12 protein-coding genes are annotated in these 15,415 nt (G+C 37.8%); 7 read left to right on the plus strand and 5 right to left on the minus strand.

Features of this window, described 5'->3' with window-relative positions:
- Window positions 1–178: 178 nt before the first annotated feature.
- Complete coding sequence (locus ACLI50_RS18195; RefSeq protein ID WP_411414370.1) at window positions 179–1,072, minus strand: AraC family transcriptional regulator; 894 nt, start codon at window positions 1,070–1,072, stop codon at window positions 179–181.
- 183 nt (window positions 1,073–1,255) lie between these two features.
- On the opposite strand from ACLI50_RS18195, the gene ACLI50_RS18200 reads away from it, so the two are divergent.
- Window positions 1,256–2,455, plus strand: a complete 1,200-nt coding sequence (locus ACLI50_RS18200) for an MFS transporter (protein WP_202839725.1) — start codon at window positions 1,256–1,258, stop codon at window positions 2,453–2,455.
- Between the two features lie 70 nt (window positions 2,456–2,525).
- Here the strand turns inward: ACLI50_RS18200 and ACLI50_RS18205 are convergent, their stop codons facing one another.
- Window positions 2,526–2,906, minus strand: coding sequence for a SpoIIAA family protein (locus tag ACLI50_RS18205; protein WP_110010742.1), 381 nt, complete (start codon window positions 2,904–2,906; stop codon window positions 2,526–2,528).
- Window positions 2,907–3,020: 114 nt separating this feature from the next.
- Here ACLI50_RS18205 and ACLI50_RS18210 point away from each other — a divergent pair, with 114 nt between their 5' ends.
- Window positions 3,021–4,226: an NAD(P)/FAD-dependent oxidoreductase gene (locus tag ACLI50_RS18210; RefSeq protein ID WP_411414371.1), complete on the plus strand. Its 1,206-nt coding sequence runs from the start codon at window positions 3,021–3,023 to the stop codon at window positions 4,224–4,226.
- A 142-nt stretch (window positions 4,227–4,368) separates the two neighbouring features.
- On the opposite strand, the gene ACLI50_RS18215 is transcribed toward ACLI50_RS18210, so the two are convergent.
- Together ACLI50_RS18215 and ACLI50_RS18220 are read right to left on the minus strand one after the other, a co-directional pair.
- Window positions 4,369–5,559 carry a VWA domain-containing protein gene (locus ACLI50_RS18215; protein WP_411414372.1) on the minus strand — a complete coding sequence of 397 codons (1,191 nt, stop codon included), beginning with the start codon at window positions 5,557–5,559 and terminating at the stop codon, window positions 4,369–4,371.
- Between the two features lie 344 nt (window positions 5,560–5,903).
- Entirely contained in the window at window positions 5,904–6,578 is a 675-nt protein-coding gene (locus ACLI50_RS18220) for an SIMPL domain-containing protein (protein ID WP_202839719.1), read from the minus strand.
- A gap of 138 nt (window positions 6,579–6,716) precedes the next feature.
- Between ACLI50_RS18220 and ACLI50_RS18225 the strand changes: the two genes are divergently transcribed.
- The 3 genes from ACLI50_RS18225 to ACLI50_RS18235 all read left to right on the plus strand — a co-directional run bounded on the left by ACLI50_RS18225 (window position 6,717) and on the right by ACLI50_RS18235 (window position 9,962).
- A complete protein-coding gene (locus ACLI50_RS18225; RefSeq protein WP_411414373.1) occupies window positions 6,717–8,510 on the plus strand; it encodes a tetratricopeptide repeat-containing sensor histidine kinase in 1,794 nt (597 codons plus the stop codon).
- A gap of 102 nt (window positions 8,511–8,612) precedes the next feature.
- Entirely contained in the window at window positions 8,613–9,347 is a 735-nt protein-coding gene (locus tag ACLI50_RS18230) for a LytR/AlgR family response regulator transcription factor (RefSeq protein WP_395972746.1), read from the plus strand.
- A gap of 72 nt (window positions 9,348–9,419) precedes the next feature.
- Window positions 9,420–9,962 (plus strand): lipocalin family protein, encoded by a 543-nt coding sequence (locus ACLI50_RS18235; RefSeq protein WP_202839715.1) that lies wholly within the window; start codon window positions 9,420–9,422, stop codon window positions 9,960–9,962.
- 79 nt (window positions 9,963–10,041) lie between these two features.
- Here ACLI50_RS18235 and ACLI50_RS18240 read toward each other — a convergent pair whose 3' ends face one another.
- On the minus strand, window positions 10,042–10,515 hold the full coding sequence (locus tag ACLI50_RS18240; RefSeq protein ID WP_110010729.1) for a DUF7832 domain-containing protein: 474 nt from the start codon (window positions 10,513–10,515) through the stop codon (window positions 10,042–10,044).
- 114 nt (window positions 10,516–10,629) lie between these two features.
- Here ACLI50_RS18240 and ACLI50_RS18245 point away from each other — a divergent pair, with 114 nt between their 5' ends.
- Both ACLI50_RS18245 and ACLI50_RS18250 read left to right on the plus strand, forming a co-directional pair.
- Window positions 10,630–11,880, plus strand: coding sequence for a CinA family nicotinamide mononucleotide deamidase-related protein (locus tag ACLI50_RS18245; RefSeq protein ID WP_411414374.1), 1,251 nt, complete (start codon window positions 10,630–10,632; stop codon window positions 11,878–11,880).
- A gap of 87 nt (window positions 11,881–11,967) precedes the next feature.
- Window positions 11,968–15,366, plus strand: a complete 3,399-nt coding sequence (locus ACLI50_RS18250; RefSeq protein ID WP_411414375.1) for a trifunctional glycoside hydrolase family 18/polysaccharide deacetylase/glycosyltransferase family 2 protein — start codon at window positions 11,968–11,970, stop codon at window positions 15,364–15,366.
- Window positions 15,367–15,415 lie beyond the last annotated feature (49 nt).

Below are 15,415 nucleotides of genomic sequence, written 5' to 3' on the forward strand. Positions count from 1 at the left end.
TTTTAGGTAGCAGGGATCAGGTAGCAGATTATAGGTGATAGGTTGCAGATATTAGTGGTTACTAATGAAGGTGGCAATCGTTACAATAACGACTGTCATCATTCCCATCCTTTGGAGGGGTGGCAAAAATTCAAAGAATTTTTGACGGGGTGGTTTATAAAACATGCATCAACGCCTTTTAACAAGTCGTATCCTTCTTAATCACTCCAATCTTCCCATTAATTTCAATCGGTCTGAAATGTTTCTTCTTAAACTCGGAAGGTGTTTCTCCCGTATGCTGCTTAAACAATTTATTAAAATAAGAAAGACTTTCAAAACCTACCTGAAAACAAACTTCCGTTACAGACTGATCTTTCAGCAGAAATATTTTAGCCTGATTGATCCTGTAATTGTTAACAAAATCAGTAAACGTCATGTTCGTCTGCTTTTTAAAATACCGGCAGAAAGCAGGAGTACTCAAGCTGACAACCTGGGCCACTTCATTGACATTGGGCTTCCGGTCATAATTTTCGTGGATATAGTCGTAGATGGTTCCCATTCTGATCTTATCATTTAAAAACCATTTGATTCTGGTATCTTCCTTATTCAATTCTTTCACTTCTGTGGAATGGGCAAGAATTTGCAGAATTTCAATCAGCCCAACCAAAGATTCAAAAGAGTTTTTATCTTTAATAGCCTGTAGTTTTTCAACAGCTGTAATTTTGGTTTCTCCGGAAAATGAAAGTCCGAGATAAGAACGTTCTAAAAGGGTCTTAATATTCTCAAATTCCGGAACAGGAAGAATAATGTCCTGAAGGAAGCTTTCCCGCATCTGTAATACAAGCTGCCTGCATTCGGTCTGAATACCATAGTCAAAATTAAGATGAGGAACGTTGGAACCAATCAGTAAAAGATCACTGTCTGTAAAGCCGGAAATGTTTTTTCCAACGTGGCGGATTCCGTTTACAGCTTCTACATATACCAGTTCAATTTCCGGATGATAATGCCAGAAAAAACAATTTTTCAGAGAAGGAGAAAATAGTTTGAAGGATTTCCCTTTTTCAAACTCAATAATTTCTTTCTGGATCTTCATTTTGTTCTTATTTGATTGTTTCTGAATTTAAAATTAATTAAAAAGGTTAATATGGAGCAAATTTTTATCATTCAAGTAGGAGTGAAATTCAAACTTTCTTGCGATTTTTGCACTTTCAAAATAAAGATACTCAGGTGATCCTTTAACTTGAAGGAAATTAATTCAGAAAAAGATTTAGAGACAATGAAGATTGATAAAAGAATAATACCACTGGCAATTGGTGGTTTAGGGATAGGAACTACGGAATTTACCGTCATGGGACTGCTGCCGGATATTGCCAAAACATTACAGATTACGATTCCGCAAGCCGGACATTTGATTTCAGCATATGCCATGGGCGTGGTTATCGGAGCTCCAATCCTGATTGGATATTCTGTAAAATTCCCTCCGAAAAAAGTCCTGATGGCTTTTATGATCCTTTTTACATTATTTAATGCGCTTTCGGCTATTGCTCCGGGATACAACAGTATGCTGGTTATCCGTTTTATGTCCGGACTTCCGCATGGAGCCTTCTTCGGTGTAGGAACAGTAGTGGCTTCAAGAATGGCAGGAAAAGGAAAAGAAGCATTTTATATATCGATGATGTTTACAGGGCTTACGGTTGCCAATCTCGCAATGGTGCCTCTGGTCACCTATATCGGGCATACCTTCCATTGGAGACTGTACTTTGCGATTGTAGCAGTGATTGGTCTTTTTGCCATTTTATTTTTAAAAATGTGGCTTCCCAATCTGGAATCCAACCAGAATACCCATTTCATGGAAGAACTGAAATTCCTTAAAAATAAACAGTCGTGGCTGGTATTGGCTATTACAGCCATTGGATTTGGAGGATTGTTCACATGGCTGAGCTATATTACTCCTTTAATGACTGTTGTTGCCGGGATCAAAAGCAGCCAGATGGCTTATGTAATGGTACTTGCCGGAGCCGGAATGGTAGTAGGAAATCTTGTGGGAGGAGTTGTTTCAGATAAGCTGGGACCTGAAAAAACCTGTGTATTGCTGATTTTCCTGATGATGATTTCTCTCGGAGGTGTTTTCTTCCTTGCAGAATATAAAAATATTGCTTTGGTACTGACGTTCATGTGTGGCGCTCTATCCATGTCTATCGCATCACCCATCAATATTATGATGATGAAAGCTGCCCCGAAAAGTGAAATGATGGCCGCAGCTTTTATGCAGGCCGGTTTCAATATTGCCAATGCAATGGGAGCTTTCCTTGGAGGAATTCCTTTGGAATATGGTTATTCATTCAACTATCCATCGTTGGTGGGAGTGGGGATGACCTTTATCGGACTGGTTATAAGTGTAAGATATATGTACCTGTATGGTTCAAAAACTGAGAAAGAAGAGATGGCTGCAGAATGCGTATCATGTGATAAATAAAAAGAAGTCACAGTTAAAAATAACATCGCCTGTTTCAGTAAGAAACAGGCGATGTTTTATCAAATAAATGTTATGCCTCTACCTCATCTCCGTTTTTACACCAGTAGAGGGCATTGTATAAATTTTCTTTTGGGAAAGATTTGAACTCTCCCGGCATCAGAACACTGAAAACACTGGTAAAATTCCGTATCCCTTCTTTATCCGTAACAATGGCTGAGCGGTTCCAGTTGGTAAGATTTTTCAGTCCCAACAATAAATCTTCAAGCCATGCACCCATGGTAAAATTATCCAGATCGGTATCCAAATACAATAAATAATTCAGCTCACCGAATTGCTCTACCTTCTCTTTTACACGCGGAATTACCAGTTTTTCAAAATCCTCTTTCGTTACTTCACCCGTCGCATTGAATGCTGCAACATTCTCCGGGGCTTCTGGAATAATTGTTATCATAATAAATATTTTATGGTGGTTCAGTTTAAAAGAATAACAATAATTACACCATAATTTAGTAGAAAATTGTTAAAAAAGGTATAAATGTTGTTAGTTTCAGTGTAAAATATTAATATGAATCTCAAATCAAATGAACCTTTCTGGCTTATAAAAAACGGATTGTTAGCATCTTATCCATCGTTAAAATCAAATGAAGAATGTGATGTTCTTGTTATCGGAGGTGGGATTACAGGAAGCCTGATTGCTCATCAGATGATAAAAGACGGGTACAAAACCATCCTGATTGATAAACGCGAACTTTGCAACGGAAGTACTTCCGCTACCACTTCAATGTTACAGTACGAAATAGATATTCCTCTGTATGAGCTGATAGATCAGATAGGAAAAAAAGGTGCGGTCTTAAGCTATAAGGCCTGTAGCGATGCTATTGATACTCTGGAAAAAATCACAAAAACCATAAGATCCAAAGCAGGTTTCAAACGCAAAAAATCATTGTATTATGTCTCTAAAAAGAAAGATCTGGAATGGCTGACAAAAGAATATGAGGCGAGAAAGGCTGCGGGATTTGAAGTAAAGTGGCTGTCTGCAGGTCGTGTTCTGAAACAGTTCGGATTTGAAAATACCTATGGCGGAATCTTATCAAAACAAGGTGCAAGCATTGATGCTTTTCAATTCGCTCATGAGCTTTTCATGCATAATGTAAAGAAAGGATTGGAAGTATTTGATAAAACTGAAATGGTAAAAGTGGAGGAGCATAAAGGATTTAATCTGGTTACCACGGACAGCGGATTTCAGATCAAAGCAAAAAAGATGATTTACTGTATAGGATATGAAAGCAAAAACCTGATCAAAGAAAACTTTGTCAACCTGAAAAGTACTTATGCGGCCGTCTCTGAAATTGATAAAGACAAGTTCAAAAACATCAGCAGCACATTAGTATGGAATACCGATACTCCTTATCTCTATATGCGGACTACTGATGACGGAAGGCTTTTAATAGGAGGCGAAGATGAGGATTTTTATAATGCAGAAAAGCGTGATGCTATTTTAGATCAAAAAGAACAAAAGATCATCAAAACATTAAAGAAAATAAAACCCGATTATCATTTCTATACAGACTTTGTCTGGGCTGGAACTTTTGGGGAAACAAAAGACGGCTTACCCTATATCAGCGAGCATAAAAAATTTAAAAATTCTTATTTTGTGTTGGGTTTCGGAGGAAACGGAATTACTTTTTCAGTCGCGGGAATGGAAATGACTTCTTTGTTTATGAAAGGCAAAAAGCATCCGTTATCAAGATATTTTAAGTTTGGAAGGTAAATTTTCATGCTTTGTCTTATATATGACAATACTCCAATTGTTGTGCCCAATTCCCGTCCTGTGGAGGGGGGTCAAAAATTCTTTGAATTTTTGACAGGGTGGTTTAAAAAAGCAGGCAGTCACAAAAAGACTGCCTGTTCAACTATAAACTATACCCATTCTTTTTCGCAAGTTCAACAATAGAACTCTCAATGGCTTTTCCCAAATCATCAGAATCATCATTTCCTCTTTTTTTCATTTCGGAATCAATATAAGCCTTGCGTTTTCTGGAAAGTTCTTCTATTTCCTTTTGAATTGTATCACGTGCTGCTGATTTGACAGCAATCGCTTTTTGAATTTCTTCCTTACTTTTTCCTTTCAACTCTGCAGGAAGTTCACTTTCTTTTACTGTCGCAATAAATCCGGCATCTTTTTCAGCTTTATCTACCAGATCCCAGTGATCATTTTTGTAAGCGTTCTTTTTGGATTTGGCAACTGCTCTTTCCACCAGGTTGGATGCCGATTGGGCTTCTGCATTTTTATCCTGTGTGATCTGTTTAAGCCTGTATTCTGAGCCATGATTTCCGTAGTAGATATAAGTATCATTTAACCTGGCATTGCATTCAGAAATTCTTTTGTCGTAAGGTGTTTCAATATACATCACTCTTCTGTCGCTGTCGATATTGAAATATTTTCCTCCTCCAAGGGATGCCCCGTTTTGCCAGAATGTCTGGATTCCCTCTTCGCGGCTTCCACAGAAAATGGTGTTGGTGTAAATATTTTTAGCTTTTGCTTTTGAAACAACCTCTTTATAATTTATTTTTCCCTGATCAAATGCTTCGTTACCGGCAATATAAATCAGTTTCATACTTTTTTCATTCCCATCCCAATTGAGGTTGGCAGAGGCATCACGGATCACTGCACCGCAATATTCACTGCCTCCATTGGTTCTTAAGGTAAATAATTTTTCAGAGACAAGATCCAGATCCTGAGTGAGAGGAGTTACCTGGCGGATGTAATTTTCATCACGGATTCCGTCGTTGCCATATTCATAAAGGGCAATTTCGATCTCGGGAGCCTTTCCGTTGTACTTAAGAGTGGTAAGTGTATTCACAATATTCCACAGTCTGGATTTTGCCTGATCAATCAATCCGTCCATACTATTGGAAGTATCCAGGAGAAGAGCAACCTGAATTTTATTGTCTTTTACCGTTGAGGTTACTGGAATTAATGTTGTTTTTTGTAACGGTAAATGATTGTCAGTATTACTATTTGCAGAGCGGTTTTCCTGAATGTTTCCGGAGCTTAACAAAGCTGTACCGGCTGCAAGTGCAAAGATTTTTAACGTTGTCATATTGTTGTTTTTTTATTGGTTATTTGTTGTAATCGGAAATCTTTAAATCCTTATTATTTTAAATTCCTGAAGTAAAATTATCTTTATTTAAGGCTGGAAATCGGGAAACTTGGTGAACGGAAGGTTTCACTTGGTGGATAATAAAAACGGAAGGATCTGATTATATGTGATCGTAATAATCTAATGTGTCATTTCAATACTGTCAGGCTGAGCGGAGTCGAAGCCTTTACCATTCGAAAAACTTTAATAGATCGACAGGTATTTTTCTTCAGTCAAAAACGCAATAACCCAATAGTAAAAAACAAAAAAACTGCCCAAAAGGCAGCTTTCTCAAATCTGTTATTTTAAAGGATTTCGTATTTTGTTTTAATGCTGTATTTCAGCTTGATGTTTTCAATATTATCAAAAGAAAAATCTACCGGAGCATCAGCCATTTCCAGCTGGATATTGCTTGCTCTTCCTTTGTAGGCTGCCGGCATAATCATATCGCTGGTGTAATCTTCTATCTCTACAATTTCAAGGGCATTTCCTGTCTTTTTACCCATACTTTCCAGTAAGTAGTCTGCTTTCTCTTTGGCTGCTTTCAAAGCGTTGATCTTCACTGCTTTTCTGAAATCTGCAATTTTGGTATTCTTTACCTCCGCAATATTCAGGCTGCTTACCCACTTTTGATTCAGGTCTTCAAAGATTTTGCTGAGGTTTGATTTTGTACCGGCTTTAAAGTGATAATTTTTGGAAAACTTAGCGGTTTTAGAGTAAATATTCTGATACATGGATTTGAATTTGATATCCTCATTCTTTACCCCTGCATTTTTCAAAATATCAAATAATTTCTTTTCATTATCTGCCAGATCGTTTTTATTATCAGCTTTTATCCCGATACTGAAGATAATTTCATCCGGTTCTACTTCCATTTCTGCCACTCCTGTTACTTCAATTGCATTTTTCTTTACTTCCTGAGCGTTTACAAAACTTCCAAGAGTTAAAATTCCGATTAATAAAAAATGTTTCAATTTCATAATTTCCTGTTTTTAAATTTTTAATTCTGATGTAAAATTACACAGATCAGTAACCGGAATCCTGGAGACTTGGTGAAATGGAACTTTCACTTGGTGAATAGTTTTTGAGTAGACTATATATATGTATATCTTTGTTTTATGAAAATGCTTAAATTCTTTACTCTATTCTTATTGGTGCTTTCGGGAAATACAATCTTTTCCCAAACCACTACTAACAGCAGTGCTGCTGTGGAAGAAGTGCAGGTAGAAACAAAGAAGTTGAAAAGAGCAATGGACACCAAAAATGAGCCTGCCCAAGCAGATTCTTACTATAATATCGGTGAAACATTTTTCAATAGCGGAAACTTTCCCAAAAGTGAAGAGTATTATACAAAAGCGAAAAAACTGTATGAAAAGCTCAATGATAAGCCCAATATCGAGAAAGCAACCCGAAGATTAGCCCAGTCACAGGAGAAACAGAATAAAATAACTCCTGCTATCAGCAATTACAGCATGGCTGCACAGGTAAGTTACAGCGAAAAAAGTAAAGCTGTGAATTCTAATGATGCGGCAAGACTTTCTTCTCCTACACCCGAACTGAAAGCAGAAGCGATTCAGAATAATATCAATCTGACTAAAAAGGAAAATGATCAGGGAGACCTTGCAGAAAGCTACAGCCAGCTGGCAGATGTTAACCTGAAACAGAAAGATGTTTCCAGTGCTGAAGAAAACCTAAATACAGCCTATAAAATTTCTAAAAAAGAAGCTCCTCAACAGGCTCTTGCCATCAATCAGAAGCTGGCAGACCTGTATGTTGAAAACAAAAACTTCGAAAAAGCTATTGAAGCCAAGAAGAAAGTTTTGAAAGAAGACTTTGTAAAAGAAAACTCGCAGGAAAAAGTTAATCAGATTCAGGAACTGGCAGATATCTATATTAAAAAAAATGATCCGGAGGAAGCCGTAGATCTTTTAAAAAATGCCTATGGAATTGCGCTGGACAAAGGTCATACACTGGAAGCACAGAAAAGTGTAAAAAAGCTGGACAGCCTTTATGCGATCTCAGGAAATATTGATGCCTCCGTTCAGTTATACAGAGACTTTTTGGGAAAACTTCCAAATCTTGTTTCCAAAGACAGAAGCCTTGTTGATAATAAAATTCTGGAAGATACAGAACAGCGGATTTCACAGCTGGAAAAAGAAAAAGAGTTGAAAGATGAATTGATCAGAAAGAAAAATGTATTTAATTACGGTCTGATCGGAGCGTTGATTGTACTCACCGGACTCATTATTTTCATTTTCAGAATGCTGAAAAAAGTTCAGACTAAAAATAAGAAAATAGCTCTTCAGTCGCTGCGAAGAGAGATGAATCCCCATTTTATTTTTAACAGTTTAAATAGTGTCAACCATTTTATAGCCACCAATAATGAGCTTGAAGCGAATCAGTATCTTACAAAATTTTCGAAGCTGATGCGCGGTGTAATGGAAAATTCCACCGAAGATTTTATTCCTTTTCAGCAGGAGCTTGACCTTTTGCAAAATTATCTGGCGCTTGAAAAGACCCGTTTTGCAGATAAATTCGATTACGAAATTGAAGTAGATGAAAATCTGAATATGCAAAACCTTCAGGTTCCGGGAATGCTGATACAGCCATTTCTGGAAAATGCTGTCTGGCACGGACTCCGTTATAGAACCGAAAAAGGATTTTTAACATTAAGCTTCGAAAAAAGTGAATCGCATCTTAAAATCCTTATTGAAGACAACGGAATAGGTATTGAGGAAAGTAAAAAGCAAAAAACAGAACATCAAAAAACAAGAGAGGGCAGGGGAATGAAAAATACACTGGAAAGAATTCAGCTCCTGAACGATCTGTATAAAAAAGACATCACCTGCTCTATAAAGGATAAAGAAAATAACAGTGGAGTTTTGGTGACTATCCGGATGAATCTTGCTTAGCAGGATTAAGGCGGACTGTAAGTTTTGGACCAATTGTACGATTGGTTAAATATCACTAATTTGCATCTGCAATCTGTTATCTGCCACCTAAAATCTGTTCAAATGAAAATAAAAGCTGTCATTGTTGACGATGAACTTATAGCAAGAGAAGTTTTACGAAGCTATCTTACCAAATACTGTCCGCAGGTGGAAATTCTGGGTGAAGCTGAAAATATCAAAGAAGCAGTTCCGTTAATTGCTGAAAAGCAGCCTCAACTGGTCTTTCTGGATGTAGAAATGCCTTTCGGAAATGCTTTTGATGTGCTGGAAGCTACCAAAGATTTCTCCTATGAAACCATTTTCATTACTGCATTTTCACAATATTCTTTACAGGCTTTAAATAAATCAGCAAGCTATTATATTTTAAAACCTATCGATATTCAGGAACTGATTCTGGCAGTGAATAAGGTGGCGGAAAGCCTTGAGAAAAAAGAAGAGCTCAACCGGAATAAGATCCTTCTTGAGAATCTGAAATTAAAACCTGAGAAACAGCAGCTGATTTTGCCAACTTTACAGGGATTTGACGTTGTAAAAACAGAAGATATTGTAAGACTTCAGGCGGATGGAAATTTTACTCAGGTATATCTTACCGATGGTTCAAAGAAGATGGTGTGCCGGTTTCTGAAACACTTTGATGATCTTCTGGAAAACCCGTTTGTGAGAGTTCACCGTTCACATATCATCAATACGGACTTTGTAAAATCCTATCATAAAAGTGGAACCGTGATGCTGGCGGATGATACGGAAATAGAGGTTTCAGGAAGCTTTAAAGATAATTTCCTGAAAGTATTTTCATAGAATTTATGGGTCCTTAACAGACCAAAGGCATTATTTTTGACGTTCTATCATAACCACCAAAATATTCCTGTCATGAAAACCATTCATAAAATTATACTTCCCGTTTCATTGGGAGCACTGGGGCTTATTATTTTCAATTCCTGTTCTGTAAGAATTCCCAGAGGAGCATCTGCGGTAAAGAATTTTAATCTTAAAAAATATCTGGGCAAGTGGTATGAGGTCGCCCGTTTCGATTACAGGTTCGAGAAAAACATGGACAATGTTACTGCAGAGTATACAGAGAATCCGGATGGTACCATTCAGGTAAGAAATAAAGGTTATGATTACACTAAAAAAGTATGGAATGAATCTATCGGGGAAGCAAAATTTGTAAAAGATCCTGCAGAAGCCCGTTTGAAAGTTTCATTTTTTAAACCGATCTGGGCCGGTTACAACGTCATAGATATTGATGAAGACTATCAATATGCTCTTGTGGCAGGAAGCAGTTTAAAATATCTGTGGATCCTTTCCCGTACCACCAGCATTCCGGAAAGTATCCGTCAGCGTTTCCTCCAGAAAGCAAAAAAAATCGGCTATAATACCGATGAGCTGATCTGGGTAAGACATAATCAGTAAAGAATAATCCAAATCGCAAAATAGTGGAAGGGCAAAAATGCAGATAAGTATATTATGTACAATTTTGCCCTTTTATGTTTTAGCTGTTAATATATTCTTTCCATTCTTCAAAACGGTGATCTATCACCTGTTTCATCAGATCATAATTTTCATAGGTATCCTCAATGTGATAGAAAGTTTCATATTCATAGTCATTTTCTTCTGCTTTAGCATCAAAAATATTCACGTAATCATCAGCGAATGAGCTGTATCTGTTTCCAAAATCGGTATCATCAGCATAATAATCCTTTGCAAAAAGATTTCCCAGTTCATTCAGGTCATATTCTGAGAATTTTCCGTCGCAGGAATCCATAATGAATTCAGCACCGGTTATTTCTCTTCGCTTTACTTTTTCTATTTCCTCTTCACCATCTTCCTTCAGTTCATCAGAGATCAGATCGTTATGGATACACCAGTTCAGGAACATTCCTGTATGGGTCGCCCCGTTTTTCTGAGGAAGGCCTTCCGGAAAATCACCGCCATAATGCCATGAAGCATCATCATATTTAGACATAATTTGTATTGTAGTTTTAGATAATTTCTTCAAAAATAGAAAAAATCAATTTATATTGCCGCTGCCACAGAATTTTCCGTCATTTGCATAGAATTTTTTTCAACAAAAAAACATATGGAAAAAGCTGTTCTGATTACTATCGGTGATGAAATCCTTTCCGGAAATACGGTAGATACCAATTCTAATTTTATTGCGACTGAACTTAAAAATATAGGAATAAAAGTCATTCAGATTCTTACGATCTCAGACGAAATTGAAACCATTAAAAATGCATTGAAAACCGCTTTTGAAACCGGCGATTTAGTCATTACAACAGGAGGCCTCGGGCCAACCCGTGATGATAAAACCAAAAAAGCACTGGCTGAATATTTCGATGATGAAATTGCTTTGGATGAGGTGACATTCAATCATTTGAAAGGCTATATGGAACGACGTGGAAGAGCAGATATTCTCGAAAGAAACCGCGAACAGGCATTTGTCCCTACCAAATCCATCGTTTTTCAGAACCATTACGGAACGGCACCCTGTATGATGATGGAACAGGACGGAAAATTGTGCTACAGCCTTCCGGGGGTTCCTTATGAGGTGAAACCGCTTATTAAAGATCAGATTATTCCTTATTTACAGCAAAGATTCAGTCTGCATTATATCCATACCCGGATTGTTTCTGTGGTCGGAATTCCTGAAAGTATCCTTGCGGACAAAATTGAAGACTGGGAACTGGCACTTCCGGAAAATATTGCACTGTCTTATCTTCCGGTGGGAACCCGTGTAAAGCTTCGTCTGACAGCTTCCGGTGATAACGAAGAGCAGTTGAAGCAAATAACAGAAGAAGAAATCCAGAAATTGCTTCCTTTGGTAGAAGGCCATGTCATTGCAGTATCTGAGGATAAAATTGAAAATATTCTGGCAGAAATGCTTACCGAAAGAAACATGACGATCTCCACAGCAGAGAGTTGTACAGGAGGTGAACTGGCAAAAATGATTACTTCAGTTTCCGGCAGCTCGAAATATTTCCTGGGTGGAGTGGTTGCCTATGCCACAGAGAAAAAGATTAAAATTTTAAATGTTTCTGAAAAGACCGTAGAACAGTTTACCGTGGTGAGCGAACAGGTGGCACAGGAAATGGCAAAAGGCTGTCAGGAATTGTTTGAAACTCATATTTCCCTTTCTACAACCGGTGTTGCGGGTCCGGGGAAAGGAGAAGACGGTAAGGATGTTGGAACAGTTTACTATACGATCAGAATCAATGATCAGGAAGTAACCTCAAAATTATACATGCCGCATCTGGAAAGGGTAGATTTTATGAATTTTGTCTCCCAAAAAGTGATTCAGGATGTGGTAAGCCTGCTTGTAAACAGCTAGATAGAGAATTATTTTTTAATTTTTTTTTAATTAATTTTTATACAGTTTTTCACGCTTTTTGACTGCCATTCAATAAATTTCAAAATCGTGGAAAATTCCAAACAGATTTTTCAGACCAACAGCAAAAAACGCTGGAAAAGTGTGCAATGGGGAAGCCGTGTCTTTATTTTTATAGGAGTACTGCTTCTTCTTGCTTTAGGTCTGATGATGACTCTGGACAAAAGTCCTAAAATTCCTTTTAAAGAAGATTATAAAGCAGTAATTACAGCCAATAAACCTTACCTTCAGGAGAATAAAATTTCTAAAGAATATAAAGGTTTCAGAAGCTTTATTTCTGAAAAAACAATTCACACCAATCTCGACAAGATTGAGAAAGCAAGAGCAGAAAGATATAAAAATCAGAACAGAAACTGGGCTCAGTTTCCGGGAGGAATCCGTTCTGCATTTTATGTAGCCTGGGATCCTCAGTCTCTGATGTCTCTGAAAAGAAATATCAGACACGTGAATCTTGTTTTCCCCGAATGGTTTTTCCTTGATCCTAAAACCGGAGATCTGAAAACCAATGTAGATCCGGAAGGCTATAAAGTGATCAAAAGAACAGGTGTGGCTGCCATGCCGATGCTGAGTAATAACTTTGACAGAGAATTCCGCTCGGAAGGACTGATAAAAGTTCTTAACGATCCTCAGAAAAGAACTCATCTGATCCAAAAAATCACTCAGCAATGTAAAAAATACCACTTCAAAGGAATTAATATTGACTTTGAAGATATGAACCTGAATTCTGATGAAAACCTGATTGCTTTTATGAAAGAGCTTTCAGAGACTTTCAAAAAAAATCAGTTACTGGTTACCATGGATATTATGACGGATAATGATGATTACAATATTCCAGGACTGAATCCTTATGTAGATTATTTTGTGCTGATGGCTTATGATGAATACTCTGCAGGAAGCGATGCCGGTCCGGTGTCTTCTCAGAAATGGATCGAACAGCAGACAGGAAAAATTGTAAAACAAACTTCCCCGCAAAAAATAATTCTAGGCCTTGGAGCTTATGGCTATGACTGGAGCTCTAATCCGGATGACAATACTTCTGTTACTTATATGCAGGCAATTACGAAAGCCAGTGCCAGTAAAGCGGTTATAGATTTTAATGACAATACGTTTAATTTAAATTATTCTTATACGGATTCCAAAAATCTTACCCACACTGTATTTTTCAATGATGCGGCTTCTATCTTCAATACAATGCGTTTCTCTTCAGAATATCCTTTGGCAGGAACTGCACTCTGGAGACTGGGAAGTGAAGACAGCAGAGTATGGAACTTCTATGATAAAGATCTTACGTTTGCAGGGCTATCCAAACTGAACTTAAAAACATTGGAAAATGTAAAAGGGCAGACCATGGTGGATTACATTGGAGACGGGGAAGTGCTGGATGTCCTGAATACGCCTCATGACGGAAAAATTGCATTGGAAGTTGATCCGAAAGAGAAAATTATCACAGACGAAAACTATGTTACCTATCCAAGTTCTTATGAAGTGAAGAAATATGGCAGTGCTCCTCAGAAAGAACTCGTGCTTACCTTTGATGATGGTCCGGATGAAATCTATACACCGCAGGTTTTGGATGTATTGTCAAGATATCATGTTCCGGCCGCTTTCTTTTTGGTAGGCTTAAATGCAGAAAAGAATCTTCCGCTTGTTAAAAGAATTTATAGAGAAGGACATGAAATAGGAAATCACACTTTTACCCATGAAAATGTCGCAAAAGTAAGTCCGGAAAGAGCTTTGCTTGAAATGAAACTTACCCGTTTGCTCATAGAGTGTGTGACGGGACACAGTACAATCCTGTTCAGAGCACCATACAACGCAGACTCTGAACCTACCACTTCGGAAGAGATTATTCCGGTAGCTTTGGCCAGACAGCAGAATTATCTTGATATTGGAGAAAATATAGATCCTGAAGACTGGCAGCCGGGAATAAAAGCAGATGAAATTGTAAAACGTGTAATGGCCGGAATCAAACAGGAGAGAGGGAATATCATTCTTCTTCACGATGCAGGCGGAGATACCAGAGAAGAAACGGTAAAAGCTTTAAAGATTCTGATTCCGACCCTTCAGAAACAGGGTTATCATTTTACGAACCTGACCAATATCTTACACAAAAGCAGAAATGAGCTGATGCCTGAAGTGCCTAAAACGAAATCATATTACATCATGCAGCTGAATCTTGTTTTGGCTACCGTTATCTATGGAGTAAGTCATTTTCTCGTGGCATTATTTACTATTTTCATTGTATTAGGATTGATCAGATTATTGTTGATGGCGTACTGGGCTTTTAAAGAAAGAAATAAAGAGAAAAAACTGGGTGAGTTTCCGGTTCTGAAATCCTATCCGAAGGTTTCCATTATTGTTCCTGCTTATAATGAAGAAGTGAATATTGTGTCTTCCCTGCAGAACTTATTGAAACAGACTTATCCTAACTTTGACATCATTATGGTAGATGACGGCAGTAAAGATTCTACCTATGAAAAAGCAAAAGCTGCATTTCCTGATCATCCGAAGCTGAAAATTTTCACCAAAAGAAACGGGGGAAAAGCAACTGCTTTAAATTTCGGAATATCACAGACCGATGCCGAATATGTAGTATGTATTGATGCCGATACCAAACTGCAGCAGGATGCAGTGAAATATCTGATTGCAAGATTTTTAAATTCTGATCCGGAAGAAAAGATTGCAGCAGTAGCAGGAAATGTAAAAGTCGGAAACAGAGTCAACTGGCTTACCAAATGGCAGGCTATAGAATATACAACGAGTCAGAATTTTGACAGACTGGCGTATGCTCACATTAATGCCATTACTGTAATTCCGGGTGCTATCGGGGCATTTAAAAGAGCAGTGGTTATTGAAACGGGAGGCTATTCATCCGATACCCTGGCAGAAGATTGTGATATTACCGTAAAAATTTTAAAAGCCGGATATACGGTGGCTAACGAGAACAGAGCAATTGCCGTCACAGAAGCTCCGGAAACCGCCAATCAGTTTTTAAAACAACGTTTCCGATGGACCTACGGAATCATGCAGATGTTCTGGAAACAAAGACAGACTTTCCTTAACCCCAGATATAAAGGATTGGGACTTTGGGCGATGCCGAATATTTTATTATTCCAATATATCATCCCATTTTTCTCGCCGATGGCAGATGTGATTATGTTCTTTGGAATTCTGTCCGGAAACGGAGACAAAATATTCACCTATTATCTGATCTTCCTTTTGGTAGATGCTTCCCTGGCTTTAGTGGCATTCATCATGCAGCGGGAAAAATTAACCAATCTGCTGTATATCATTCCACAGAGATTCGGGTATAGATGGCTGATGTATATTGTATTATTTAAAAGTTTAAGAAAAGCACTGAAAGGCGAAATGCAGTCCTGGGGAGTTCTGAAAAGAACCGGAAATGTAAAAGAGATAGCAACTTCATGATATAATAAAGGCAGGAAGGAAGAATGAGGCTGGAAGTTCCGGATTTTCA

This window comes from Chryseobacterium cupriresistens (assembly GCF_046614675.1).
In the GTDB taxonomy this organism is placed as follows: Bacteria; Bacteroidota; Bacteroidia; order Flavobacteriales; family Weeksellaceae; genus Chryseobacterium; species Chryseobacterium cupriresistens.

Bases quoted from the DNA above. Each gene is read 5' to 3' on its own strand.
- ACLI50_RS18195 (WP_411414370.1), bottom strand. From the start codon at position 1,072: ATGAAGATCCAGAAAGAAATTATTGAGTTTGAAAAAGGGAAATCCTTC.
- ACLI50_RS18200 (WP_202839725.1), top strand. From the start codon at position 1,256: ATGAAGATTGATAAAAGAATAATACCACTGGCAATTGGTGGTTTAGGG.
- ACLI50_RS18205 (WP_110010742.1), bottom strand. From the start codon at position 2,906: ATGATAACAATTATTCCAGAAGCCCCGGAGAATGTTGCAGCATTCAAT.
- ACLI50_RS18210 (WP_411414371.1), top strand. From the start codon at position 3,021: ATGAATCTCAAATCAAATGAACCTTTCTGGCTTATAAAAAACGGATTG.
- ACLI50_RS18215 (WP_411414372.1), bottom strand. From the start codon at position 5,559: ATGACAACGTTAAAAATCTTTGCACTTGCAGCCGGTACAGCTTTGTTA.
- ACLI50_RS18220 (WP_202839719.1), bottom strand. From the start codon at position 6,578: ATGAAATTGAAACATTTTTTATTAATCGGAATTTTAACTCTTGGAAGT.
- ACLI50_RS18225 (WP_411414373.1), top strand. From the start codon at position 6,717: ATGAAAATGCTTAAATTCTTTACTCTATTCTTATTGGTGCTTTCGGGA.
- ACLI50_RS18230 (WP_395972746.1), top strand. From the start codon at position 8,613: ATGAAAATAAAAGCTGTCATTGTTGACGATGAACTTATAGCAAGAGAA.
- ACLI50_RS18235 (WP_202839715.1), top strand. From the start codon at position 9,420: ATGAAAACCATTCATAAAATTATACTTCCCGTTTCATTGGGAGCACTG.
- ACLI50_RS18240 (WP_110010729.1), bottom strand. From the start codon at position 10,515: ATGTCTAAATATGATGATGCTTCATGGCATTATGGCGGTGATTTTCCG.
- ACLI50_RS18245 (WP_411414374.1), top strand. From the start codon at position 10,630: ATGGAAAAAGCTGTTCTGATTACTATCGGTGATGAAATCCTTTCCGGA.